Annotated in this window: 20 protein-coding genes; 16 read left to right on the top strand and 4 right to left on the bottom strand. The window is 60.4% G+C overall.

The window, feature by feature from the left end; all coding sequences use genetic code 11:
• Positions 1-27: 27 nt before the first annotated feature.
• The 5 genes from QQZ18_RS02225 to QQZ18_RS02205 all read left to right on the top strand — a co-directional run bounded on the left by QQZ18_RS02225 (position 28) and on the right by QQZ18_RS02205 (position 7,668).
• Entirely contained in the window at positions 28-1,800 is a 1,773-nt protein-coding gene (locus QQZ18_RS02225; protein ID WP_284537629.1) for an L-fucose isomerase, read from the top strand.
• 77 nt (positions 1,801-1,877) lie between these two features.
• Positions 1,878-2,876, top strand: a complete 999-nt coding sequence (locus tag QQZ18_RS02220; protein WP_284537628.1) for an aldo/keto reductase — start codon at positions 1,878-1,880, stop codon at positions 2,874-2,876.
• Between the two features lie 618 nt (positions 2,877-3,494).
• Entirely contained in the window at positions 3,495-4,502 is a 1,008-nt protein-coding gene (xylF, locus tag QQZ18_RS02215; RefSeq protein WP_284537627.1) for a D-xylose ABC transporter substrate-binding protein, read from the top strand.
• Positions 4,503-4,925: 423 nt separating this feature from the next.
• Positions 4,926-6,464: a xylose ABC transporter ATP-binding protein gene (locus tag QQZ18_RS02210; protein ID WP_284537626.1), complete on the top strand. Its 1,539-nt coding sequence runs from the start codon at positions 4,926-4,928 to the stop codon at positions 6,462-6,464.
• Between the two features lie 34 nt (positions 6,465-6,498).
• The gene (locus QQZ18_RS02205; RefSeq protein ID WP_284537625.1) at positions 6,499-7,668 is read left to right on the top strand and encodes a sugar ABC transporter permease; all 1,170 of its coding nucleotides are present in this window, start codon (positions 6,499-6,501) and stop codon (positions 7,666-7,668) included.
• Between the two features lie 155 nt (positions 7,669-7,823).
• Here QQZ18_RS02205 and QQZ18_RS02200 read toward each other — a convergent pair whose 3' ends face one another.
• Positions 7,824-8,870: a dipeptidase gene (locus QQZ18_RS02200; RefSeq protein ID WP_284537624.1), complete on the bottom strand. Its 1,047-nt coding sequence runs from the start codon at positions 8,868-8,870 to the stop codon at positions 7,824-7,826.
• 303 nt (positions 8,871-9,173) lie between these two features.
• Here QQZ18_RS02200 and QQZ18_RS02195 point away from each other — a divergent pair, with 303 nt between their 5' ends.
• Entirely contained in the window at positions 9,174-9,488 is a 315-nt protein-coding gene (locus QQZ18_RS02195) for a DUF2249 domain-containing protein (protein WP_284537623.1), read from the top strand.
• Positions 9,489-9,575: 87 nt separating this feature from the next.
• On the opposite strand, the gene QQZ18_RS02190 is transcribed toward QQZ18_RS02195, so the two are convergent.
• Together QQZ18_RS02190 and prmB are read right to left on the bottom strand one after the other, a co-directional pair.
• Complete coding sequence (locus QQZ18_RS02190) at positions 9,576-12,032, bottom strand: glycogen/starch/alpha-glucan phosphorylase (RefSeq protein ID WP_284537622.1); 2,457 nt, start codon at positions 12,030-12,032, stop codon at positions 9,576-9,578.
• Between the two features lie 285 nt (positions 12,033-12,317).
• Positions 12,318-13,238 (bottom strand): 50S ribosomal protein L3 N(5)-glutamine methyltransferase, encoded by a 921-nt coding sequence (gene prmB / locus QQZ18_RS02185; protein WP_284537621.1) that lies wholly within the window; start codon positions 13,236-13,238, stop codon positions 12,318-12,320.
• 299 nt (positions 13,239-13,537) lie between these two features.
• Between prmB and QQZ18_RS02180 the strand changes: the two genes are divergently transcribed.
• Together QQZ18_RS02180 and QQZ18_RS02175 are read left to right on the top strand one after the other, a co-directional pair.
• Complete coding sequence (locus QQZ18_RS02180) at positions 13,538-14,041, top strand: DUF1003 domain-containing protein (RefSeq protein ID WP_284537620.1); 504 nt, start codon at positions 13,538-13,540, stop codon at positions 14,039-14,041.
• A 402-nt stretch (positions 14,042-14,443) separates the two neighbouring features.
• Positions 14,444-14,578, top strand: coding sequence for a hypothetical protein (locus tag QQZ18_RS02175; protein ID WP_284537619.1), 135 nt, complete (start codon positions 14,444-14,446; stop codon positions 14,576-14,578).
• A 144-nt stretch (positions 14,579-14,722) separates the two neighbouring features.
• Here the strand turns inward: QQZ18_RS02175 and QQZ18_RS02170 are convergent, their stop codons facing one another.
• Positions 14,723-16,495 (bottom strand): TIGR03768 family metallophosphoesterase, encoded by a 1,773-nt coding sequence (locus tag QQZ18_RS02170; RefSeq protein WP_284538806.1) that lies wholly within the window; start codon positions 16,493-16,495, stop codon positions 14,723-14,725.
• A gap of 735 nt (positions 16,496-17,230) precedes the next feature.
• On the opposite strand from QQZ18_RS02170, the gene QQZ18_RS02165 reads away from it, so the two are divergent.
• The 8 genes from QQZ18_RS02165 to speD all read left to right on the top strand — a co-directional run bounded on the left by QQZ18_RS02165 (position 17,231) and on the right by speD (position 24,627).
• Entirely contained in the window at positions 17,231-17,365 is a 135-nt protein-coding gene (locus tag QQZ18_RS02165) for a hypothetical protein (RefSeq protein WP_284537618.1), read from the top strand.
• Positions 17,366-17,606: 241 nt separating this feature from the next.
• Positions 17,607-18,599 carry an SPFH domain-containing protein gene (locus QQZ18_RS02160; protein ID WP_284537617.1) on the top strand — a complete coding sequence of 331 codons (993 nt, stop codon included), beginning with the start codon at positions 17,607-17,609 and terminating at the stop codon, positions 18,597-18,599.
• 2 nt (positions 18,600-18,601) lie between these two features.
• Entirely contained in the window at positions 18,602-19,255 is a 654-nt protein-coding gene (locus tag QQZ18_RS02155; RefSeq protein ID WP_284537616.1) for a DUF4178 domain-containing protein, read from the top strand.
• Entirely contained in the window at positions 19,252-20,589 is a 1,338-nt protein-coding gene (locus tag QQZ18_RS02150) for a DUF4178 domain-containing protein (RefSeq protein WP_284537615.1), read from the top strand. The genes QQZ18_RS02155 and QQZ18_RS02150 overlap by 4 nt, the downstream gene beginning before the upstream one ends.
• Positions 20,590-20,753: 164 nt before the next feature.
• Positions 20,754-20,978, top strand: a complete 225-nt coding sequence (locus tag QQZ18_RS02145; protein ID WP_284537614.1) for a DUF350 domain-containing protein — start codon at positions 20,754-20,756, stop codon at positions 20,976-20,978.
• 76 nt (positions 20,979-21,054) lie between these two features.
• Positions 21,055-22,569 carry a polyamine aminopropyltransferase gene (locus QQZ18_RS02140; protein ID WP_284537613.1) on the top strand — a complete coding sequence of 505 codons (1,515 nt, stop codon included), beginning with the start codon at positions 21,055-21,057 and terminating at the stop codon, positions 22,567-22,569.
• Positions 22,545-24,227 (top strand): FAD-dependent oxidoreductase, encoded by a 1,683-nt coding sequence (locus QQZ18_RS02135; protein WP_284537612.1) that lies wholly within the window; start codon positions 22,545-22,547, stop codon positions 24,225-24,227. The genes QQZ18_RS02140 and QQZ18_RS02135 overlap by 25 nt, the downstream gene beginning before the upstream one ends.
• Positions 24,211-24,627 carry an adenosylmethionine decarboxylase gene (speD, locus tag QQZ18_RS02130; RefSeq protein ID WP_284537611.1) on the top strand — a complete coding sequence of 139 codons (417 nt, stop codon included), beginning with the start codon at positions 24,211-24,213 and terminating at the stop codon, positions 24,625-24,627. Before QQZ18_RS02135 ends, speD begins: the two co-directional genes overlap by 17 nt.
• The last annotated feature ends 383 nt before the right edge of the window (positions 24,628-25,010 follow it).

The raw sequence follows: 25,010 nt of genomic DNA, 5'->3' as shown, positions 1-25,010 counted from the left end.
AAGATATCGGGAGGAAGGGAGAGAGACATGAACGGCGTTTTCAAGAATCTGCCGAAGCTCGGCATCCGCCCGGCCATCGACGGCCGGCGCAACGGCGTGCGCGAGAGCCTCGAAGACCAGACGATGGGCATGGCCAAGGCCGTTGCCGAACTGGTGACGGCGACGCTGCGCCATCCTACCGGCGAGCCCGTGGAATGCGTGATCGCCGACACCACGATCGGCGGCGTATCCGAAGCGGCCGCCTGTGCCGAGAAGTTCGCCCGCGAGAACGTCGGCGTATCGCTCACCGTGACGCCTTGCTGGTGCTATGGCTCCGAGACCATGGACATGGATCCGGTGATGCCCAAGGCCGTCTGGGGCTTCAATGGCACCGAGCGCCCCGGCGCCGTCTATCTCGCCGCCGTCCTGGCCGCGCACAATCAGAAGGGGCTGCCGGCCTTCGGCATCTACGGCTCGGAAGTTCAGGACGGATCGGATCGCGCCATCCCCGACGACGTGCGCGAGAAGATCCTTCGCTTCGTGCGGGCCGGCATCGCCGTTGCCACCATGCGCGGCCGCAGCTACCTCTCCATGGGCGCCGTGTCGATGGGCATCGCCGGCTCGATCGTCGATGCCGATTTCTTCCAGCGCTATCTTGGCATGCGCACCGAGTACATCGACATGAGCGAGTTCCAGCGCCGGCTGCAGCTCTCCATCTACGATCCTGTCGAATACGAGAAGGCGCTGGCCTGGACGCTTGAAAACTGCAGGGAGGGCTACGACCCCAACGGCGACAAGGCGTCGGATGCGGCGCGCAAGCGCTGGGAGTGGGAGACGTCGGTCAAGATGTGCCTGATCGCCCACGACCTGATGGTGGGCAATCCGCGTCTGGCCGAGCTCGGCTATGTCGAGGAGGCGCAGGGCCATCATGCCATCGCCGCAGGCTTCCAGGGGCAGCGGCAGTGGACCGACTTCATGCCGAACGGCGACTTCATGGAGACCATGCTGAACACGTCGTTCGACTGGAACGGGCCGCGTCAGCCGAAAATTCTCGCCACCGAGAACGACTGTCTCAATGGCGTCGGCATGCTGTTCGGCAACCTCCTGACGGCACGGGCGCAGATCTTCTCCGACGTTCGCACCTACTGGAGCCCGGATGCCATCAAACGGGTCTCTGGGCACACGGTCGAGGGCGCGGCGGCGGGTGGTCTCATCCACCTGATCAACTCCGGCGCCACATGCCTCGACGGCGCCGGCGAGATGGTCGTCGACAACAAGCCCGGCATCAAACCCTTCTGGGAAGTGACCGAGGAAGACCAGCGGCGTTCGCTCGAGGCGACGCGCTTCTGCCAGGCCAACCATGGCTACTTCCGCGGCGGCGGCTGGTCGACCGACTTTGCGACGCGCGGCGGCATGCCGATCACCATGACGCGGCTCAGCCTCGTTGCCGGTGTCGGTCCGGTGCTTCAGATCGCCGAGGGCGAGACGGTGGCGTTGCCGGAACGTGTCCATGACATCCTGGACAAGCGGACCGATCCGACCTGGCCGACCACCTGGTTTGCGCCGCGGCTGACCGGCGAAGGCCCCTTCAAGTCGGTGTATAAGGTGATGGCCGCTTGGGGCGCCAACCATGGGGCTATCTCCTACGGCCATATCGGCGCCGACCTGATCGCACTGGCGGCCATGCTGCGTATCCCGGTCGCCATGCACAACGTCGACGAGGAGGCCATCTTCCGTCCAAGCGCCTGGGCAATGTTCGGCATGGATCCGGAAGGCGCCGACTTCCGTGCCTGCGGCAATTTCGGACCGCTTTACGGCTGACACTGCACCAAGATGACGGAGGTCGCGGCGGATGTTCGCCGCGGCCTGCCGCTCGTGTCCACGGAGCCATCGGGACAATGACAAATCCGTTCGACGAAAATCCGGTCTATCGCTTCGGTTTCGGGGCGTCGGGCCTCGGCACGCTGTCCTGGGATGTGCCGGATGACGTGGCCGATTCCATTCTGGCCGAGGCTTGGGCGGAAGGATTCCGCTACTACGACACGTCGCCGCTTTACGGTTACGGTCTCAGCGAGCTGAGGCTCGGCCGATTCTTGCGCAACAAGCCCCGCGAGGACTATCTCCTGTCCACCAAGGTCGGCCGCTACTTCGTGCCCTACCGGCGCGGCGAGACGCCGGACCGGGGTGGCTGGGTGCGACCGCTGCCGTTGCGACCCGTCCTCGACTATACCTATGACGGTTTCATGCGGTCGCTCGAGCAGTCCTACAACCGGCTCGGGGCGCAGACGATCGATATCGTCTACATCCACGATCTCGACCGACGGAACCTCAAGGCCGGCTTTGATCAGCACTATCGCGAGACGCTGGACAGCGGCTACCGCGCGCTCGACGAACTCAGGCGCAGTGGCGATCTCAAGGCCATCGGCATCGGCGTCAACGAGGCCGACGTGGCTGCCGACCTCGTCTCCAAGCTCGACCTCGATGTCGTGATGCTGGCGGGGCGTTATACGCTTCTGGAGCAGCCGGGCCTTGCCGACTTCCTGCCGCTCGCCGAGAAGAAGGGCGTTGGCGTGGTGGCCGTGGGTATCTTCAATTCCGGCATCCTCGTGAAGCCGCCGGAGGCGGGTGGCAATTACGACTATGGCGCCGCGCCGCCGGAAATCATCGACAAGGCGAGGCGAATCGCCGCCGTCTGCACCGAGGTCGGCGTCGAGATGCCGGCCGCCGCGGTGCATTTCCCGCTGGCCCATCCCGCCGTCAAGGCTGTCGTCGTCGGTATGAGCAGGCTCGGAGCGGTCAAGCAGAACTTCGACTGGTACCGGGCATCGATCCCGCCGGCCCTGTGGGATCGGCTTAGGGAAGAGGGATTGCTGTCGGCCGGCGCTCCCACCCCTTGATGTATCATGGCGATCAGGTTGAGACAGCCTGGTCGTCCGTGTTCTGAAGACCCATCCCGCTTTTTGACATGATGCCCTGCCGTGGCCATTCGCCACGGCGGGGCTTTTATTGACTCCTGCCGGATGGACCATTCGTCGATGTTGGCCGGATTGGCTCTTGCCAAGGTTGGGTGATGAGTATAATTTGAGGGTCGAAATTTACCGGTGCCACGGAGGGCTTCCGGAAAATACGTCAGGGACTTGGAGGGACTGTCCTTGATGTAATCACATCAGATTTGACGGCTATCCGACAGGAGGCGTACGTCAGGAACTGTTTTTACTCGCGCGAGAGATTGCGCGGGTTTGTGCGCGTCGTAGGAGAACCTTTTGGCGAAGAGGAGAAATTTCTTCGTCAAATGGATGATGGTCACAACGCATCTACGCAATCAAAATGAGTTGCGTCCATCATTGCTTTGAGGCATCTATCCTCGCGTGAGGTACATCCCGAACCAACGGTGAAGCCCATGACGGGCATTGCTGGGGGAAGTGACCGGAGGATCAACCGTCCGGTCGTGGTTCGGGTGCAAGGAGGCCGCCGGGGAGGCGGCCGGGCCCGTGGGGCCTTCAGGAGGAGTGACAATGAAACTCTCTACCATTCTCTCGAGCACGATCCTGGCTGCTGCCGTTGCGTTGCCCATGGCCGCTCAGGCGTCTGCCGACAAGCCGGTTCTCGGCTTCTCGATCGACGACCTGCGCGTTGAGCGCTGGGCTCGCGACCGCGACTATTTCATTGCCGCCGCCAAGGAACTGGGCGCCGAAGTGATCGTGACCTCCGCCGACGCCAACGAGCAGAAGCAGGTCAATCAGGTCGAGAACCTGATCTCCCAGAAGGTCGACGCCATCGCCATCGTGCCGATGAACTCACAGGTGTTCGGCGAAGTCATCGACGAGGCTCACAAGGCCGGTATCAAGATCCTCTCCTACGACCGTCTGATCCTGAACGCCGACGAAGACGCCTACATCTCCTTCGACAACGAGCGCGTCGGTTTCCTGCAGGCTGAGGCCGTTCTCAAGGCCGTGCCGGAAGGCAACTACTACATGCTCGGCGGCGCCCCGACCGACAACAACGCCAAGCTGCTCCGCGCTGGCCAGGAAAAGGCCCTCAAGGCCGCCATCGATGCCGGCAAGGTGAAGGTCGTCGGTTCGCAGTGGGTCAAGGAGTGGAGCCCGACCGAAGCGCTGTCGATCATGGAAAACGCCCTGACGGCCGCCAACAACAAGATCGACGCCGTTGTCGCATCGAACGACGGCACGGCCGGTGGTGCCATCCAGGCTCTCGCCGCCCAGGGTCTTGCCGGCAAGGTAGCGATCTCGGGCCAGGACGCCGACCTTGCCGCCATCAAGCGGGTCGTCGAAGGCACGCAGACGGTTACCGTCTACAAGCCGCTGCAGCTGATCGCTTCGGAAGCCGCCAAGCTGTCCGTCAAGCTCGTCAAGGGTGAGAAGGTCGAGTACTCGGCCAAGCTCGACAACGGCACGAAGCAGGTCGACTCCGTCCTGCTGACGCCGATCCCGCTGACCAAGGAAAACGTGATGAAGGTCGTCGAAGACGGCTTCTACACGAAGGAACAGGTCGAGGGTAAGTGATCCTCTGACACTATCAACCGGGGCGGGCAAAACCCGCCCCGGCATGCTGTTTACCGATCGGGTCGGGAAGATCCGTCGGTCTGCCTGTCGACTGGTGATTGCCTTGAGCCGCCGCTTCGGCGTGTCGCGCGTGCGTCGCCTGAGGATTTGCGTATCGAGGCAGTTTCCGAGCGCATCGGGCGGGCGAATGTCGGCCGACTCTTCTGGCTCGGTCTTCACGCAGAGAACAGCGAAACGCGTCGCGGCCTCCTGCAAGGATGCCGTGCCGGGTCGGCAAGTCGCGGGGGCGGCGTGTTGACTCGTATTCGGCAAAAAGCCGGTTTTGGGAAGCGACGGGCCTTCGAGGCCTTTGGCTCCGATTGGAGATGGATGGCGCGCGAGGCCTGACCGAGGCCGTTCGCGCCGTCGAAGGGAGTGCGGTCCATGTCAGACTATCTCTTGGAGATGCACGACATCACCAAGGACTTTAATGGCGTCAAGGCGATCGATGGGATTCATCTCCAGGTTCGCCGTGGCGAATGCGTGGGGCTTTGTGGCGAGAACGGCGCCGGCAAGTCGACGCTGATGAAGGTTCTTTCGGCGGTTTACCCCTATGGGACCTGGTCGGGCCAGATTCTCTGGGAAGGCAAGGAACTCAAGGCGCGCAACATCCGCGAAACCGAGGAAGCGGGTATCGTCATCATCCATCAGGAACTGATGATGGTGCCGCATCTGACCGTGGCCGAGAACATCTTCCTCGGTTCCGAGCCACGCAACAAGGCGGGCTTCATCGACTACGACCTGATGAATGCCCAAGCCGAGAAGCTGATGGCCCGCCTCAAGATGAGCGACATCAACGTTGCGCTGCCGGTCTACAACTATTCGGGTGGCAAGCAGCAACTGGTTGAGATCGCCAAGGCGCTCAATAAGAACGCAAAGCTTTTGATTCTGGACGAGCCGACCTCGGCTCTGACGACCTCCGAAACCAAGACGCTGCTCGACCTCATCAAGGAGTTCAAGGCCAACGGCATGGCCTGCGTCTACATCTCGCACAAGCTCGATGAGGTTGCCGAGATCGCCGATACGGTAACCGTCATCCGAGACGGCACCCATATCGGAACCCTGCCGATGGCCGAGCTCGACACCAACAAGATCATCACCATGATGGTCGGCCGCGAGATGAAGAACCTCTTCCCGCGTGAGGCCCATACCATCGGCGACGTGGTGTTCGAGGCGAAGAACGTCTCCTGCTGGGACGTCACCAACCGCGAACGCAAGGTGGTGGACAACGTTTCCTTCGAGATTCGCAAGGGTGAGATCCTCGGCGTGGCCGGACTGGTCGGAGCCGGGCGAACCGAGCTCGCGTGCAAGCTGTTCGGCTGCTGGAACGGCGACAACGAGGGCAAGATCTTCCTCGAGGGCAAGGAAATCAGCGTTCGCGCGCCGCGAGATGCGGTGAGGCTCGGCATCTGCATGGTGCCGGAGGATCGCAAGCGGCATGGCATCGTGCCGCTGATGGGCGTCGGCTACAACATCACCATGTCGGTGCTGAAGCGCTATACCAGCGGCGGATTCATCCAGTCCGAGGCCGAACTGGCCGAGATCCAGAACCAGATCATTCGCATGAAGGTCAAGACGGCGGAGCCTCTGCTGCCGATCGCCTCGCTGTCGGGTGGCAACCAGCAGAAGGCGGTCGTCGCCAAGATGCTGCTGCCCGAGCCGAAGGTGCTCATCCTGGACGAACCGACGCGCGGCATCGACGTCGGCGCCAAGTACGAGATCTACAAGCTGATCTTCGAACTGGCCAAGCAGGGTGTCGCGGTTCTGATGATTTCATCGGAAATGCCCGAAGTACTCGGCATCAGCGATCGCGTTCTGGTCATGGGTGAGGGCAAGCTGCGGGGCAACTTCGTAAACGAAGGGCTTTCGCAGGAGAAGGTTCTCGCCGCCGCCATTGGACAACCGACCACGGAAGCCGCCTGAGGCGCCCCTTTCATAAGAATACCGGTGTACGACCATGACACTTACCAAAAAAGACGTCAGGAAGTTCCTGTCCGAGTACAAGATCGTCGCCCTCCTGATCGTCATCGCGATCATCTGGGCCTTCTTCGGCTACCTCACCTATGATTCCGAACTGGGCGGCTCGCAGTTTCTGACGCCGCGCAACTTCTCCAACCTGCTCCGCCAGATGGCGATCACCGGCATGTTGGCATCGGCGATGGTGTTCGTCATCGTCGCCGGCGAGATCGACCTGTCGGTCGGCTCGCTGCTCGGCCTTCTCGGCGGCATAGCCGCGGTGCTCGATGTCACCTACTCCTGGCCGCTATGGGCCACGATCGTACTGGTCATCGCCATGGGCCTGTTCTTCGGCCTGATGGTCGGCTGGCTCACTGCCTATCTCGGCATTCCTTCCTTCATCGTGACGCTGGGCGGCCAGCTTGCCTTCCGCGGCATGGTGCTCGGTCTGACGGGCGGCATCACCATCGCCCCGGTGAGTCCCGATCTGAAGTTCATCGGCCAGGGCTACCTGCCGGAGTTGGTCGGCGACGCCGGTGGCGTGCTGCTGTTCCTCGTGCTGGTATTCCTCGCCCTTCGTACCCGCATGAACCGCCAGAAGCATAATCTGACCGTTGCGACGATGCCGGCCGAGGTTGGGCGGCTGCTGTTTGCCGGCCTCATCATCCTGGGCTTCGTGTTGACGCTCAACGATTATCAGGGCGTTCCGGTGCCTGTGCTGGTCCTCCTGGTCATCCTCGCCGTGTTCACCATCATCGGCAACAAGACCACCTTCGGTCGCCACATCTACGCCGTCGGCTCCAATATGGAGGCAACGCGCCTGTCGGGTGTGAATGTCGCCTATGTGAAGATGATGGTGTTCGCGCTGATGGGCCTGATGTGTGCCTTCGCCGGTCTGACCACCACGGCCCGTCTGGCGGCCGGTACGCCGTCAGCCGGCTTTGGCAACGAGCTTGACGCCATCGCCTCCTGCTTCATCGGTGGCACGTCGATGCGCGGCGGCGTCGGCTCGGTGTCGGGTGCGCTGGTCGGCGCGGTCATCATGGCCAGTCTCGACAACGGCATGTCCATGATGGGTATCGACACCTTCTGGCAGCAGATCGTGAAAGGCATCATCCTGGTCGCCGCCGTCTACATGGACATCGTGTCCTCGGGCAACCAGCGCGGTTGACGGTCTCGGTTCGCGCCTCGCAAGGCGCGGCCAGCCATACGACAATGAAAAACCCCGGTCGCCGACGCGGCCGGGGTTTCTTGTGTCCGAGGCCCAGCGCAGAGCCGGGTAGGGCAATGGTGTCGCCGTCTCCGAAGGGACAGAGGCTTTCCGCCTCACTCCCTCCAGGTTTGCGCCAGCACCCGCAACCAGTTGTCGCGAGATAGCTTGATGAGCTCGGCCTCGTCGTAGCCGGCCTGTCGCAACGCACCGACCAGAGCCTGCTGGCCGGCGGCGTCGCCGATCTCCGAGGGAATGGTGGCGCCGTCGTAGTCGGACCCGAGGCCGACGCCGTCGATGCCGAGGTGTTCCACCAAATGGTCGACGTGGCGCACCATGTCTGTGAGCGGCGTCGCCGCGTTCTCCTGGCCGTCCGGCCGCAGGAAGGAGGTGGCATAGTTGAGGCCGACCATGCCGCCGGTCTCGCGGATGGCGGCGAGCTGCCGGTCGGTGAGGTTGCGCGTCACCGGGGTAATGGCATGCACGTTCGAATGGGTGGCAACGAGCGGCATCTCCGATGTCTTGGCGACATCCCAGAAGCCTTGTTCGGTGATGTGCGACAGATCGATCATGATGCCGAGGCGGTTGCAGGCCTTTACCAGGCGCACGCCGGCCTCGGTGAGGCCGGGCCCGGTATCGGGCGAACTCGGATAGGCGAAGGGGACGCCGTGGCCGAAGACGTTGGTCCGGCTCCACACCGGACCGAGCGACCTGAGACCGGCTGCGTAGAAGAGGTCGAGCGCATAGAGGTCTGCGTCGATGGGTTCGCAGCCCTCCATGTGCAGCACGGCGGCGAACACGCCATCGTTGATCGCCTGGCGAATCGCAGATGTTGACGTGCAGAGCCGCCAAACCCGCTCGCGATCGAGCCGACGCGCGATACCGGCCATGGCGACGGCTGCCGCAAGCGCTGCCGGTTGGTCGAGCGACTCGGCCAGCGGTGACACATAGCGGCCTTGCTCGAAGGTCGGGCGCGGCCCTTGCCTGGACGGCACGAAGATGGCGCATAGGCCGCCGACGAGCCCGCCGGCCTGGGCGCGCGGCCCATCGATATGACCCGCGGCGATGCCGTCACGGAACTCGGCGACCGGATCGCCGCCTTTGCCGGACGTTTCCCACAGACGCATCAGAACGTCATTATGTCCATCGAATACAGGCTGCATTGCACATCGCTCGGTCAGAAGAGTGGGGCGCCCCATGGGAGACAGGGCTGGAAGGTGTGGGGATGGATCCCGGCGGCTACGCCGGCCCCATCGCATCCGTAGGGATACCAAGTCGTAGGAGTCGCACCGCTGGAGGTCAACCTATGTCAGTGGTGCTTTCCCGTTGCGACACATCTCGGTTGATCGAGAGGGTCCTATTCGGCTTGGCGGATAGGAGAGAAATTTACTCCGGTTTGCGCCGGAGCAAAGTGCCGGGGCTGCGCCATGCCTATGATTAGGCCACAGACCAAGCGGAGAAAAAGCATGACCGACATTGCCACCCGGGATCTCGAACTCGATGTGCGCGGACTGCCTTGCGTGAATCGTCGCGCCATCATCTTCGGTAGCTTCGACAGGCTGGCCGATGGCGAGTCGCTCGTGGTGATCAACGATCACGAGCCGGTCGGCTTGCGTGGCCACTTCGAGGACATCGTGCCGGGCCGTTATCGCTGGGAGGCGCTGCCGCGCGTCGACGAGGCCTTCCGCGTACGCATCACCCGTTCGGCGTTCGATCCGGAGCTCGCTCGCGAAGGTGCGGCGGCGCTTGCGGCGCTGGCTCGTCACAGCTGCGATCACTGACAATCGTTCTTCCGCTCGGGGCGGAAAAACGGAACGGGCGGCGAGGCTTATGCCACGCCGCCCGTTTTGTCATTTCGATAGACGGTCTCAGAAGCGCGGCTCGACGCCCCAGACGTCCTTGGAATAGCCGCGGATGGTGCGATCCGAGGAGAACCAGCCCACCTTGGTGGTGTTGAGGATCGACCGTTCCGTCCAGCGGGCCCTGTCGCGGTAATCGACGTCAATGGTCCGCTGGGTCTGGAAATAGGACTGGAAGTCGGCGGTCACCAGGAACCAGTCCGTGTGCCAGAGACGGTCGGCCACCTCGTTGAAGCGACCATGGTCATCCGGCGAGAAGGTGCCGTTGACCATGGCGTCGATGGCACCCTTCAGCGTCGGGTCGCTGTCGATGGTGGCGTTGGGATTGTAGCCGCGCTGACGCAGGCCGGCGACATCGTCGGCGGTCAGGCCGAAGATGTAGATGTTGTCAGGACCGACCCGTTCGGCAATTTCGACGTTGGCTCCGTCGAGCGTGCCGATGGTCAGCGCGCCGTTGAGCGCCAGCTTCATGTTGCCGGTGCCGGAAGCTTCCATGCCGGCCGTCGAAATCTGCTCAGAGAGATCGGCGGCTGGAATGATGATCTCAGCCAACGACACGTTGTAGTTGGGTAGCACTGCCACTTTCAGGCGGTCGCCGATGATCGGGTCGTTGTTGACGATCCGGGCGACGTCGTTGGCCAGCTTGATGATGCGCTTGGCGATCTGGTAGCCCGGCGCCGCCTTGCCGCCAAAGATCTTGACGCGCGGCGTCCACTCGGCACCCGGGCCGCGACGGATGGCCTGGTAAAGGGCGATGGTCTCCAGAATATTCAGGAGCTGGCGCTTGTACTCATGCATGCGCTTGATCTGCACGTCGAACAGCGCGGTGGGATCGACGCGCAGGCCGATGCGCCGCTCGATTTCGGCCGCGAGACGCACCTTGTTGGCCTGCTTGGCGGCGGCAAACTTTTCGCGGAAGCTGGCATCGGTTGCGAACTTGGCCGCTTCCTCGATCTTGTCGAGATTGTCCACCCAGCCGTCGCCGATCGACTCGAGCAACAGGGCGCGCAGGCCCGGATTGCACTCGTAAAGCCAGCGGCGCGGCGTGATGCCGTTGGTTTCGTTGACGATGCGGTCGGGATAAAGGACGTGATAATCCTTGAATACCGTCTGCTTCATCAGCTCGGTATGCAGGGCTGACACGCCATTGACCCGGTGCGAGCCGACAAAGGCGAGGTTGCCCATCTTGATCTCGCTGCCCCACTCGATGATGCGAATGGCATCGAGCGAAACAGGCAGGTTGCGCCCCTGCACCTCGGCGAGGTGATGGTAGTCGATCCACTCGATGATCTGCATGTGGCGCGGCAGCACCTTGCGGAACAGGTTGGTGTTCCAGCGCTCAAGCGCCTCTGGCATCAGCGTGTGGTTGGTGTAGCTGAGGCACTGGCGGGTAATGTCGAAGGCTTCCGGGAAGGTCAGCCGGTAGTCGTCGGCAAGGATGCGCATCAGTTCGGCGACGGCGATCGCCGGATGCGTATCGTTCATCTGGATCGCGACCTGATCGGGCAGCTTGCGGATGTCATCGTTGTCTTCGAGGTAACGACGAATGATGTCCTGCAGCGAGGCGGAGGTGAAGAAATACTCCTGCTTGAGGCGGAGTTCCTTGCCTTCGGCGGTCGTGTCGTCGGGGTATAGAACGCGGGAGATGGTTTCGGCGCGGATGGTCTTTTCGGCGGCCGACATGTAGTCGCCATGGTTGAAGCGACCGAGGTCGAGCACCTCGACCGGGCGGGACGCCCAGAGGCGCAGCGTGTTGACGTGGCGCCCCTTCCAGCCGGCGATCGGCGTGTCATAGGCGACGGCCTTCACCGTTTCGTCGGCGCGCCAGTAGGTGGCGCCATGGCCGTCGAAAGAAATCTGGCCGCCGAACTTGACGAGATAGGCCATCTCGGCGCGCTCGAACTCCCAGGCGCGTCCCGAGACCAGCCAATCCTCCGGCTCTTCCACCTGCCAGCCGTCATGGAAGCGCTGGCGGAACAGGCCATGATCGTAGCGGATGCCGTAGCCGTGGGCCGGAATGCCCAGCGTCGACATGGAATCGAGGAAGCAGGCGGCGAGACGGCCGAGGCCACCGTTGCCGAGGGCGGCGTCGCTCTCCTGTTCGAGCTGGGCCTGATAGTCGATACCGAGCTCGGCGCATGCGCTGCGAACCTGAGCTTCAATGCCGAGATTGCAGACCGCGTCGTTGAGAAGGCGACCGATCAGAAACTCCATGGACAGGTAGTAGACGTGCTTCTTCTGTCCGGCATGCGAGGCCTTCGTGGACTCGAACCAACGTTCCACGACCTTGTCGCGTACGGCGAGCGACAGAGCCATGCTCCAGTCCTTGGCCGTCGCGCGGGACGGATCCTTGCCGACGGCGTAGGCTAGCTTGGCGCGGACGGCGTCCCTGAAGGCTGCTGCCGTGAGCGCAAGCGGCTGGCCGGCGGAGCCGCCAACTTCATCGATCCTGGAGGTGTCGTTCATCGGTGATCCCTGCGGTTTCGATCGATTATCGCCGATGATGGTTACGAGGTGGTGACCGAAATCTTCGGCAACACCGTAAAGCCAAGTACCGCCACCAGATAATCGTCGCCAAGACTACACGGCCGGCAGCCGTGTCCTCTTGTGCTGGACACTGGCGAGCACCGTCGCGCCTGTCTAGGTCTCGGGGACCACACTCGCGAAAAAACGCGAGGAAATGCGGTTTTGTTGGTCTATTTTTGCATATCTCGACCAAATTTTAGTTTGAGATATGCAAAAACTGCAAGTCTAGGCGTCGTCCGTCACGCCCAGATCCTCGGCGGAGAGCCAGAAGACCTCGCCCTCGGACTCGGCCGTGTCGAGCCAGACAAAGGGTAGGTCGGGGTAGGTCATCTCAAGGATTTCCCGATCGCTTCCGACCTCGCAGAGAAGGCCCCCTCCCGGATTGAGATGGTCGGGCGCCGCTTCGATGATGCGACGGACGATATCCAGGCCATCGAGGCCGCCGGCAAGCGCCATCTCCGGCTCGTGCCTGTACTCGTCGGGCAATTCGGCCATGGCTTCATCATCGACGTAAGGCGGGTTGGTGATGATGAGATCGTAGCGTCGGTCCTCCAGCGGAGCGAACAGGTCACCGTGATGGAGGCCGACCCTGCCGTCGCCGAGGCGGTCGATGTTGATCGCGGCCACGTCCAGCGCGTCCTCGGACAGGTCGACGGCGTCGACCGCGGCGTTCGGAAAGACCATGGCCGCGAGGATGGCGAGGCATCCCGAACCGGTGCAGATGTCGGCGACCGACAGGACATCGTCGGGATCGCGGATCAACGACTCTTCGCCCTCTCCGGAGAAGGCTTCCGAAAACAGCAGTTCGCCGATGAACGAGCGCGGCACGATGACGCGCGGATCGACGACAAAGGGCACACCCTGAATATAGGCCTTGCCCACCAGGTAGGGCGTCGGAACGCGTTCGTCGATACGACGGTCGATACGCTCGACGATGAGCTGGCGTTCGGCGCGCGTCAGGCGGGCATCGAGCCAGGGATTGATGTCGTCGATCGGAAGATGCAGCGACTCGAGGATCAGGAACACCGCATCGTCGATCGCCTCGCTCGTGCCGTGGCCGATGCCGATCTCGGCGGCGCCGTAGCGGCTCATGGCATAGCGCAGGAGATCCCGTACGGTGAGAAGGTCTTCGGCAATGTCGGTCACGGCAATGTTCCGGATGAAAGAGGCGCGGCTGCTATGGCACGGCGCGGAGCAGGCCGCAATCCGGCATGTGGACGCGCGGTCTGGGCCGTCTCGAAAACGTGTCTTGATTTTGCCGCTTTGGTGGGCCATGCCCCCGAGCGACGCCGACGGCGTCCTTCGTCACCGAACCCCCGAGGGGTCATGCCTAGCAACGATCACAGTCGATTGACCATGCCGCCCGAGGCCGTTGCACTGACCTGATCCCTTGATCGGCTCACCTGCGACCGGCCTCTGGCGGCCGGCCAACAGAGAGGTGAGCCATGAACACCACCATCCGCTTTTTTGCAAAGCAGCTTCGCCGGGTGACCGCTTCGCGCGATCCCAACGAGCTTTTCGCCGAGCGCCTCACGTTTGGTGAGCGCTTGGCCGACCGGGTCGCAACCGTCGGCGGTTCCTGGTCCTTCATCATGGGCTTTGGGGCCTTCCTGGTCGTATGGACGGTGATCAACACCGTGGTGCTGGCCGCGCGCGCCTTCGACCCGTTCCCCTTCATCTTCCTCAACCTGATGCTGTCGATGCTCGCCGCTTTGCAGGCGCCGATCATCATGATGAGCCAGAACCGCCAAGCGTCGAAGGATCGCTTCGAGGCGCGTCTCGATTATGAGACCAACCTGCGCTCGGAAGCGGAGATCGCCGGGCTGCACGCCAAGATCGACGCGCTCACCGTTCAGATCGACCGCCTCGTCGCTCTGCAACTGCCCGTGCTGGATGACGAGGACGCTCCCGTCTTGTCGCAGCGCGTGCCAACGGCGTGGAGAGAGTGACAGTCGGCGAGCAATCGCAGACACAGATGGTGGGACAGCAGATCGTACCCGGGCCTTGGTGCCGAGGCGTTGCAGTCAATGCCGACGCGCCCAGGAACCGGGCGGCGTATTCGACGTCGCTCGAGCTGCCGACGGCATCGCAGATCGCTTCGGCAGGGGGCGGCCCCACCGTCCTTTTCGATCCGCGTTATGACCTCGACTTGCTGTCCGGCGCCCGTCTCTAAAACGTCAACACCGACGCGACGCTGGGCATTCTGGGGCTTGGCATCACCAAGTCCGGCGGCACCAGCGTGACCTGAGTCGATCCGATGAACGGGACCCGGTTCAGCGCCAGTTGTCAGACAGCCTGTACCTGACCTCCTGGGCCTTCGCGGGTGGTTTCGACGTCGGGTCGAAGTTCTCGTGGACCTGTTTGCCGGCCTCGGATGCAAACTCGACGACAAGTACGCGATGATCCTCGGCTATCGCGGGCTGGCCGTGGATTACGAGCATGGCGACCACAAGTACCCCATCGCCGGCCTGAAGATACGTTTCTAGATCATCGATCGACCAGAGTGCGGATCTGCTCCCTCAGGTCGAATGATCCTCCACCAACCGCCCCCAAAAGTACCATGGCCCGCCAGTCCGATCGGATTGGCGGGGCATGGTGTATTCGGCATCATCCGCGTGGGTTGACGCGGGTCAGCCCATCGGGAATTGTGCCTGCAGCTTGGCGACCATCTCCGGGCTCAGTTGCTTAGCCAGCTTGGCATTGTAGGAGGCCGATGGCATCGGCGCGATGGTCGGGTCGTTCGTCGGGTTGAACGTCCGGATGTCAGGCTTGATCAACTGCAGCGCCGCCACGGCGTACTGGCGCGAGATCGCCGCCGGCGTACCTTCCTTGACGGCGGGATCGACGTTGATCGTCTCGATCGACACCGAGTAGTCGCTGTTCAGGAAGATGCCGAAGGTGCGCAGTTGCTGCGGGAAGTCGCGCAACGAACAGGTCTCGACGTGCCAGAACCCCTTTTCTGGAGCGTTGACCGGATCGGGCGAAACGAAGGCCTTGACGGTGTTGAGGTGGCGATGCCCGGCAAGCCACATTAGGAGGTTCGGGTGGCTGTGCAGTTCGGTCAGCAGGCCTTCGATCGTCACCGCGTTCTGCGGGTCGAGCCACCAACTCATTTCGGAAGTCGGCTCGCTCGGCTCGACGCCGATCGGGATGTGGGTGGCGATGATCATCAACTGGCCGGCGGCGTCGCCGTCCGCCAGCTCCTTCTTCAGCCAGGCCCAGCGCGCCTCGTCGAGGAAGCCGTGACCGTGGATGTCGAGGGACTTGTCGTCGTCCTTCTGGGTGTCGTCGAGGGAGATCACCTTGATCGGCACGTCGGCCTTGGGCACGAAGCTGAAGCAGCCGAAGCCCTTTTCCGCATCGGCCAGATCAAAGCCGTGTCCGACCGGGTTCGATGTGGTGTTGAAGAACTCCTTCAGCCATTCGGCGGTCCGCAGGGAGTGGCGATCCGGATCGGCGGCAACCTTGGGCGGCGTCGGGAAGTCCTTGACTTCACCTGCGAATTTCACGTCGCCGTACGGCTTTGAGCCGTCGAAGACGCCCATGTAGTAGGTCCGTTCCGCGATCTTGCGCGGATCGCCCAACACGTCGCCGGCCGCGAACATCTCGTCGGCGACGTAGGACTGCCTGAGGTCGGCGCGAGGACCATGATCGACAGAGACCGAGCCGAGCCAGAAATGGTCATGATTGCCGAGGACCTGATACCAGGGAATCGACTTGTCCAGTCCGACGGCCTTGAACGGCTTCTGGAAGTCGACGTCGTCGGCGCCGAGATGGTCGCCGGAACTCGGGTGGATCATCTTGCCGTCGAGGACGTCGATGTACCACCTGAGCTCGTTGTACTGCGTGCTGTTGGCGGCGTCGCCGAGCGAGATGCCGAAGTCGAACGGCTGCGTCTTGTGCATCAGATTGATGGTCTGCACCGCCGCATCGAGCACGTGCGTCGTGTAGAGCATCACGCCGGAGCACAGCGACGTCGTCACCGAGATTTCCGGATGCAGGCGCTGGATGTAGATGCCCTGGTTCGGGGCTTCCTTGTCGGTGATGTGAATGTCGCTGATGGCGAAGAACGTCAGGAGACGGTGCTTCTGGTCGACGCTTGCAGCCTCATAGGCCTGGGGCATGAGATCGGTGCGGGTGACCGGTGCCTCGCCCTTGCCATACGTCCAGGTGCCGATCCCGGCCTCCTGATACCTGGCGATCTCGTAAACCGCGACCTTGCTCTCGGACAACTGCGCCGGAACGATCGTTCGGTCGGCGGTCGTCAACGCCTCGGGCTCGATCGGATACTCTCCGGCCGCGTTCTGGGTCTTGGGGTCGAAGGTCGCCGCGCTGAGCTTGCTCATCCCCCAAGCCGTGACGGTTATCGCCAGCACTCCCGCTCCGAAGCTGCGGCGTGTCATCGTGTTCAAATGAGTATCTCCATGTTTCGCAACTGCAGGGCGACGACCGTCGCTTCTCCCGATCCGTATCCAGATCATGAGACTGATAATGCTGTTGAATTAGAGGGTGTGGAGTGCCTGCTATTGCCGACTGGAAGGCGCCTTTCCCGGTGCATCGCAAGATGCGATCGCCAGAGACGCCGCCGCTTTGGAAAGTATCCAATTTGTAACGGCCGCCCTTCCGGGACTCCAATAGTTGGCATAGAAAGTCATCTTATTTGGTATTATTATGAATTTCTAAGGCCAAGACTAGGGCTAGGCACTTTACGAACTGTTTCGACTGCCGGATTTGATGGTTAGTAGAAGTCGTTATGCTCGGTCCAGCTTGAAGGGCTTGGTTCAAGCCAAGGACGCACGGGCGTGACCGCGCATGAGGGCGATGTCGCTTATGGTAGGGGCGGCGGTCTGCGGCCTTCGCTTCTGTTGGCACTATCGGAGACACGATAGCCCATAAGCGCCCGAAGGGGCGTCCGCACCGGCTAACTCGCGGGTGGCAGCCGCTCCGCTGACCGCATCCGGATGTTGCTCGGAAGGGCGCTGATGACGAGAACAGAGACATCCTGTTCCGAACGGTTCGGTCTGGGGCTTAGGATCCGGGACCCGTGTCGCAACCGACGGATTGAAGGTTGCGCACCGACGGGCACTTATGGCGAATCTGTGTCGATACCGGCGGTACTGCCGGTGCCGATTATCAAGATGAGCCAGGACCGTCAGGCGGCGAAGGAAGGCTTCGAGGGCGGTCTCGATTCCGAGACCAACTGCGCTCTGCACATCAAGGCCGATCTGCTCAATGCTCTGATCGAATGGCCCGTCGTTCTGCAACTCCATTGATCGGCGAGCGGGAGAACGGTGTTGAGTACCGGGCTGCCTGCATGAAGCCATTCGGCCGACGGCCGCTAATCAGGTGCCATCCTACGTGTCTTAATCCGTCTCTGAACGAGGGATGTGGAGCAGCCAGTTTTCAGGAGGAGTGAACGCAACTCCGGGGTTGTGTTCCAACGCTTGATCACATTATGTTCCGGTGGTGGCTGGCGCAGACGCGGTCCATCTGATGTGCTCCGGGGAGGACACTGTGGGCTTTTTTACCAAGCAGTTCGTGGATGTCATCCAGTGGACCGAAACTGATCCGGGCATTCTGGCCTATCGCTATCCAATGGAAGGCATGGAGATCCAGAATGGGGCACAGCTTGTGGTACGGGAGTCCCAGCAAGCGCTCTTTTTCAACGAGGGGACTTTCGCCGACCATTTCGGGCCAGGCACGTATACGCTGAACACTCAGACTTTGCCGATACTGACGTATCTTCAAAACTGGGACAAAGCATTCGAGTCACCGTTCAAGTCGGATGTCTACTATTTCAATTTACGCGAACAGATCGATCAGAAGTGGGGCACCCCGCAACCGCTGACCGTTCGTGACAGAGAGTTTGGTCCGCTCCGCATTCGTGCCTTTGGCAACTACGCATATCGCATCCACGACATTGAGACCTTCTGGCAGAAACTATGTGGAACAGCCGAAAAACGTCTTTCTTCGGAAATAGATGGGCAGCTCAGAGCGTCGATTATCACTGCCTTGGCCTCTGGAATCGGGACAGGCGATATCGCCTTCGTCGATATGGCCCGACATCAGGAAGAACTGGCCCGGAGGATGGGCGAAGCCATAGCCCCTGCCTTCGCCAATTATGGCTTGGAGCTTACCAACTTCGCGCTCCTCAGCCTGACCCTGCCGGAAGAGCTTGAGAAGCACTTGGATCGCGCCACTTCAATGCGAATGGTCGGCGATCTCGGCAAGTACACCCAGTTCCAGGTTGCCGACTCTGTTTCTCAGTTCGCCGCCGGTAGCGATGGGACGGCGGCGGCGGGCGCCGGCATTGGTGCGGGACTCGCCCTTGGTCAAGCGATGGCCCAGGGATTAGGCGTTGCAAAACCAGAGCAGCCGACTGATGGGACCGCAGCCGATGATGTGATCACCCTGATCGACAGGCTTGGTGATCTTTTCCAGAAAGGTATACTCACGCAGGAAGAGTTCAATGCCAAGAAGGCCGAACTGCTGGCAAAGTTGAAGTGACCATGCGCCAATACGCCTGTCCTTCGTGTGGCGCGCCAATCTACTTTCGATCTGTACAGTCGGTCTTTGCCACCTGCGGCTATTGTCGAAGCACCGTCGTCCGTCGAGACGTCGACATCGAAGCTATCGGCAAAGTGGCGCAGCTCACCGAAGACATGAGCCCGCTTCAAGTAGGAACCGTCGGCCAGATCGATGGCTGCGGGTTCACGGTCTGTGGCCGCGCCAGAATGGCATGGGACGATGGAACCTGGAATGAATGGTACCTACTCTTCGACGATGGCAATGATGGTTGGCTTGCTGAAGCTCAGGGCTTTTATGCCGTCAACGTCGCAACGGACCTCGCATCCCAATCCTTGGTGTCGCAGAAATCTGGCCGATCCAAGCTCGACCTCAGTCCGGGGCAGTCGATTTCGGTGGCCAATCGTTGGCTGACGGTCGTGGACATCAAGCGTGCGGTCTGCGTTGGCACAGAAGGCGAGTTGCCGCGAGTCACCCAATCCAACAGCTCATTTACCTCGGCTGATCTCATGGGAAAGGATGGTGGTTACGCCTGCATCGAGCTGCACAACTCGCAAGCATATGCCTTCATTGGTCGTTACGTTGAATGGGACGAGATCAAGGCGGCCAACTATAGACAATTTGAGGGCTGGTCGTGAGCGTATCTGAAGCTGCTTTCTCTCAAGCTCCCATCGAGCCTAGCGTGTCGTCCCGGATTCCTCTTCCCCCGAGGACATTCGACTGCCCGTCTTGCGGCGGTACGGTTGTCCTGCGTGCCATCGGTCGCGCGGTAACTGCGATCTGTCCAAATTGTTCATCTGTCATCGATGTAAACAACGAGAACTTCAGGATCGTCGAGACGGCTCAATCGTCTACTTGGCCTACGCTTCTTGCGATGGGCGCACGCGGTAAACTAGATGGGATTTTCTGGGAGATCATAGGCTACACACGAAAAACCGATGCTACCGGAGCTTATCCTTGGGACGAATACCTTCTGTTCAACCCTTACTATGGCTTCCGATTCCTGTCGCATGAGGCGGGGCATTGGACTTTATCGCATGTCATAAAGAAGAATCTTTCTGTCCGTCGCTCTGACACTCGCATTGCTTTCGAGGGGCGCGAGTACAAGATATTTCTCCGAGGTGCCTCGGTCGTGCATCACGTGCAGGGCGAGTTTTACTGGCGTGTGAAAGTTGGAGAGCGTTGGGCGACTGCGGAGTATATCTGTCCGCCTTATTTGCTGAGCGTCGAGGAGAACGACTCCGAAATCAACTTCTCTTTGGGTCGGTATGTCTCTCGCACAGAAATCATCGAGGCGTTTAAGTCCGAGGGATTTCTGCCATTGCCGTCCGGTGTCGGTGCCAACCAACCGTCCCCCTTCGAGGGGCGGAACGGGAGACTCTGGAAGCAAGCGATTGGTGCGGTTATTGCCGCTTGCCTTGTGCATTTTTTCTTCTTTGCTGGAAGCAACAACAGAGCTGTGTTCCAAGAGACCATTAATGTTCAAGCGACGTCTAAAGGCATACCGGTTACGACGAAGCCGTTCGTATTGCGCTATGGTGGCATTGTTGAAGTTACAGGCTATGCTCCGGTCCGTAACGATTGGGTTGAACTGAGCCTTACGCTGGTCGAAGAGGGGACGGGTACAGAGCACACATCGGTTATGCCGATCGAATATTACTTCGGTTCGGATAGCGATGGACCTTGGTCGGAAGGTCGGCAAGTGGAGGAAACCTATTTCTCTGGTGTTTCCAAGGGAACTTACAGACTGATGGTTGACGCAGACGGCGGGGCCCTGTCGCTGGGTTCCTCACAGTCCGTGAGGCTCACCGTCGTAGACGGAGTCGTTGATTCCACCAACCTGTTGGCGGCGCTTGCGCTCCTTTTGATCGTCCCTGTCATCCAACTGTGGCGACAGATCGCCTTTGAGGGGCGACGTTGGGGGGGGAGCGATTTTAATCCAGACGGCTCACAAGGTGACGATGATGACTAAAGTCTACATGGGCTTCGCAACCGTCGTTTTGATCATGCTCGCCGTAGCGGACCAATTCGGACTTGGCGTGTCGAGTATCTATAAGGGGAACTATTCTCTTTCTTCGCGATCGACTATGGGCCAGTTTCACAAGTAATTCTTAATTCTAACTGATGGAATCCGAAATGGATGTGGGAGACGTTCTTCAGCTGCAGTATATAGTCGCTGCGCTTGTCTATTCAGCCGTTGGGGTGGCTGTGTTCTTTGTCAGCTTCCTTCTGCTCGATCTCTTAACGCCCAAGGTTTCGGTGTGGAGAGAGCTCGTGGAGAAGCAGAATTTGGCGTTCGGAGTTTTCCTCGCCGGAGCCACTCTTGGAATAGCGATCATCATCGCGTCTGCCATTCACTGACGAATAGTATATCGGCGATGTCGACAAGTTTCCTCGGATCGTCTGGTCATCGCTGGCAAGCAAGGTTCTGTTCGTCTTGGCTCCACTTCTCCTAGTTTCCGTCTTCGTCATTGCTACATGTGGCCTGATCTATGAGTTGATTGCTGGGACACTGGCCAGTTATCTGCTTGGTGACTCCGTTACGCAGTTTTCGACCATCATCGGATGCTACCTGTTCGCAATGGGCATCGGCTCATGGCTTTCCCGCTATGTGCACAGGAACCTGCTCGGGGTCTTCGTGCAGGTGGAGATCTTGATTGGGTTGATCGGCGGCTCTTCGGCGGCGCTGCTCTTCGTGCTTTTCGAGCATGTTCATTCGTTTCACTTCCTTCTCTATTTTGTCGTAACGACTATCGGCATTCTTGTCGGGCTCGAGATACCGCTGCTGCTGCGCATTCTTCAGGATCGCTACGAATTCAGAGACTTGGTCTCCAAGGTTTTCTCCCTGGACTATGTAGGGGCGCTATTCGCTTCGGTGCTGTTTCCGCTGGTGCTCATTCCATACATGGGGCTGGTACGCACCGCATTCGCCTTTGGAGCCGGAAATACGCTCGTCGCGGTTTGGATGTTGGTGGCGCAAAGAGAGCGCATTCCGGGTTACATATTGCATCTGATCATGGCCGTGGCGGTATTAGTCGGGCTGTTGGCGGGGTTCGTCTATTCTGAGCGCATACTGACTTTTGCGGAGACCAGCACCTATTCAGGCAAAGTTATCTTTGCAGAATCAACACCTTACCAGCGCATCGTCATTACTCAGCAATCGGGTGACCTGCGTCTGTTTCTCAACGCAAATCTTCAGTTCTCTTCAGTGGATGAGTATCGTTATCACGAAGCACTGGTGCATCCTGCCCTGTCGGCTCATCCGCTACCCAGAGATATTCTAATCATTGGTGGAGGCGATGGTCTCGCTCTGCGCGAGGTTCTCAAGTACCCCTCCATCAACAGGGTTACGATGGTGGATCTCGATCCCGAGATGACGCGGTTGTTCTCGACCAATGCATTGCTCACCAACCTCAACGAACGAGCATTGTTGTCGGATAAGCTGAAGGTAATCAATAAAGATGCGTTCACCTGGCTTAAAGAAGAGAGAGATTTGGGAAAGACCACGACCTACGATGTGATCCTGATCGATGTTCCCGATCCATCGAATTTTTCCATTGGCAAGCTTTACTCCCTGACCTTCTACAAGCTGCTGAGAACTGTGACGAGTGCCAACTCCATCATCGTAGTGCAGAGCACCTCGCCGTTGGTGGCCCGAAAGTCATTTTGGTGTATAACCAACACCCTAGAGGCTGCGGGATTCCAGACTGCTGCCTACCATACCTTCGTGCCGTCTTTCGGCGAATGGGGGTTCACGATCGCTGTCAACAAACCGTACGTCAGGCCGACCGCTTATCCGGCCGGGCTGCGATATGTGGATGTCGAGACAGCGAACGAGATGTTTCACTTTCCGCCCGACATGGCGCGAGTCGACACCAAGATCCAGCGGCTCGACGATCAGGCGCTCATTAGGTACTTCGACGAGGAATGGTCGAAGTACTTGATTTATTGACCCTAGGCGGCACAGCGACCATGAAGCTGACAAGGGGACAGTTCATCAATGGCGGTCTGATTGCGAGCGCTGCGGGCGCTCTGTCGCTCGGTGCACTTGGTGCCCGGTGGCAAGCCCGCAGACCGCCAGTTTACCCCGGCCGAATGGTTGGTGCCTCCCGCGACCTTGGTCATCTGCTGCGTCAGGCCGAGCTGCCTCACGCATCCAACGAACTCTACACGCGAGTGGTGGTTGTTGGGGGCGGGGTGGCGGGCCTTGGCGCGGCGCGGCGCTTGTTTAAAGCGGGCGTCAACGACATCCTTCTCCTTGATCTTGAAGAGGGGCTTGGTGGCAATTCGCGCGGTGGCGCCAATGAGGTATCCGCTTATCCGCTGGGGGCCCACTATGTGCCGATTCTGACACAAGAAGCGCGGGCCGTGCGCCGGCTGTTTGAGGAGCTTGGCGTGATCGTTGGAGCGGATGCCCGAGGACAGCCGATCTACGACGAGTATATGCTTGGCTTTGAACCCAAGGAGCGCCTGTTACGTTTCGGACGCTGGCAGGAAGGGATGGTGCCGGCCATTGGGGCGACGCCGGAAGATGAAGCGCAATATCGGCGTTTCTTCGCCTTGATGAATGAACTCAAGGAGCGCCGTGGCTCCGACGGGCGCCGTTTATTTGCGATTCCGATCGATGAGAGCTCCGTCGATCCGGTTTGGCGGGAGCTTGACCTCATGACCATGGCGAGCTGGATGGACAGTCAGGGATTCACGTCCCAGCTGCTGCGTTGGTATGTCAACTACGCCTGCCGTGACGATTATGGCACGACCTATAATGAGACATCCGCATGGGCAGGTGTCCACTATTTCGCATCTCGCAACGGGCGGTCGGCCAATGCCGAAAGCGACGATGTGGTGACTTGGCCGCAGGGCAATGGCTGGTTGGTGGAGAGAATGGCCGCGCCACTTGGGTCATGCATCCGTACCCGATGGCTGACGACACAGGTCGTGACTTCGGATACGGAGGTCAATCTCTACGTATGGGACGCCAATGAGCGGGTCATGAGACTGATCAGGGCGGAAGCCGCAGTTTTGGCGACCCCTCGCTTTGTGACCAGCCGGTTGCTGCCCGAGACAGCTAAGGATGCCGGCGCCTTCTCGTATGCGCCGTGGGTGGTCGCCAACATCACGGTTGATAGAATGCCCGAAGGAAATGGGGCTGCTCTCAGTTGGGACAACGTTGCTTTTGACGGTCGGACATTGGGCTATGTTGTCGCCACCAACCAGCAACTTGACGCAAAGCCACTCTCTACGGTGCTGACGGCCTACTGGCCCCTCAGCCACGCGACTCCTGCCGACGCTAGGCAGGAGGCTCTCGGACGTAATCTGGATGAATGGCAGCACCTTTTCGCAGACGACCTCATCTCCATTCATCCCGAACTGTCTGGGCACATTCGCTCGATCGACGTTTGCATTTGGGGACATGCGATGATCAGACCGGTACCCGGTTTCATTTGGGGAGACGCTCGGAAACGTGCGCAGCAGCCGCTTGGCCGCGTGGCGTTCGCTCATTCGGATCTCAGCGGTATTTCCATTTTTGAGGAAGCCTATACGCGTGGTGTTCATGCTGCAGAGCATATCCTTACGCTGCTGGAAGTAGATCATGAAAGTGAACTCTGACAGCGCCCTGGAAGCTGCCGTTGTCAGTGGCTCTGCGGCGGTCGGGTGGCATCTGCTGGTCGACTTCTATGAAGCTTCCAATCTCGATAGCATCACAGTCATAGATGATGCGTTGCGTCGGGCGGCCAGTTCCTGCGGGGCCACCATCCTTGACGTGCGACTGCACTCGTTTGGTGAGGGCGCGGGAATCACGGGCGTCGCGCTACTGGCCGAATCTCACATCAGCATCCACACGTGGCCCGAGGCTGCCTACGCGGCGGTCGACGTGTTCATGTGCGGCAAGCTGGATCCGCGCCTTGCGTTGCCCACTTTACGCGCCGCCTTCCGGGCTCAATCGGAGCACGTCAAAGAGGTTCGTCGCGGTGGCGGGCAAACGTCATCCACTGCTTGGCGTTCTTGATCCAGTCGTCGGCGAAGCGCGCCCTTTATTCCCCATTCAAAGGAACGGCGGCGGCTGTCTTCATCGAACGCGCAGAGTGCCGCCGATCATCCGGACCTTTGCCGAGAAGGAATCAAAGGAACCAGGTGACACTTCACGGCACCGCAACTTCGCTTCGCCGCAACAATTTGAATTTAGGGAGAAGTGTTGGGTGGTACGGCCTACGGGACGACGTACCATCAATTACTACAAGTCGTTGACTGACAACCGAAATATACTGTTTTTAGGGTGCGATGAGGCGTCAACGGTATACATTTTGGTATACATTGCCGCCCGGAAACCGCCTCGTCAACGCCGAAAATCGGGCATGCCCATGACGAGTTATGGTGACGGGCAGGGGTTGG

Source organism: Pleomorphomonas sp. T1.2MG-36 (assembly GCF_950100655.1).
Taxonomy (GTDB): domain Bacteria; phylum Pseudomonadota; class Alphaproteobacteria; order Rhizobiales; family Pleomorphomonadaceae; genus Pleomorphomonas.
This window is presented reverse-complemented; position numbering and strand designations above follow the sequence as displayed.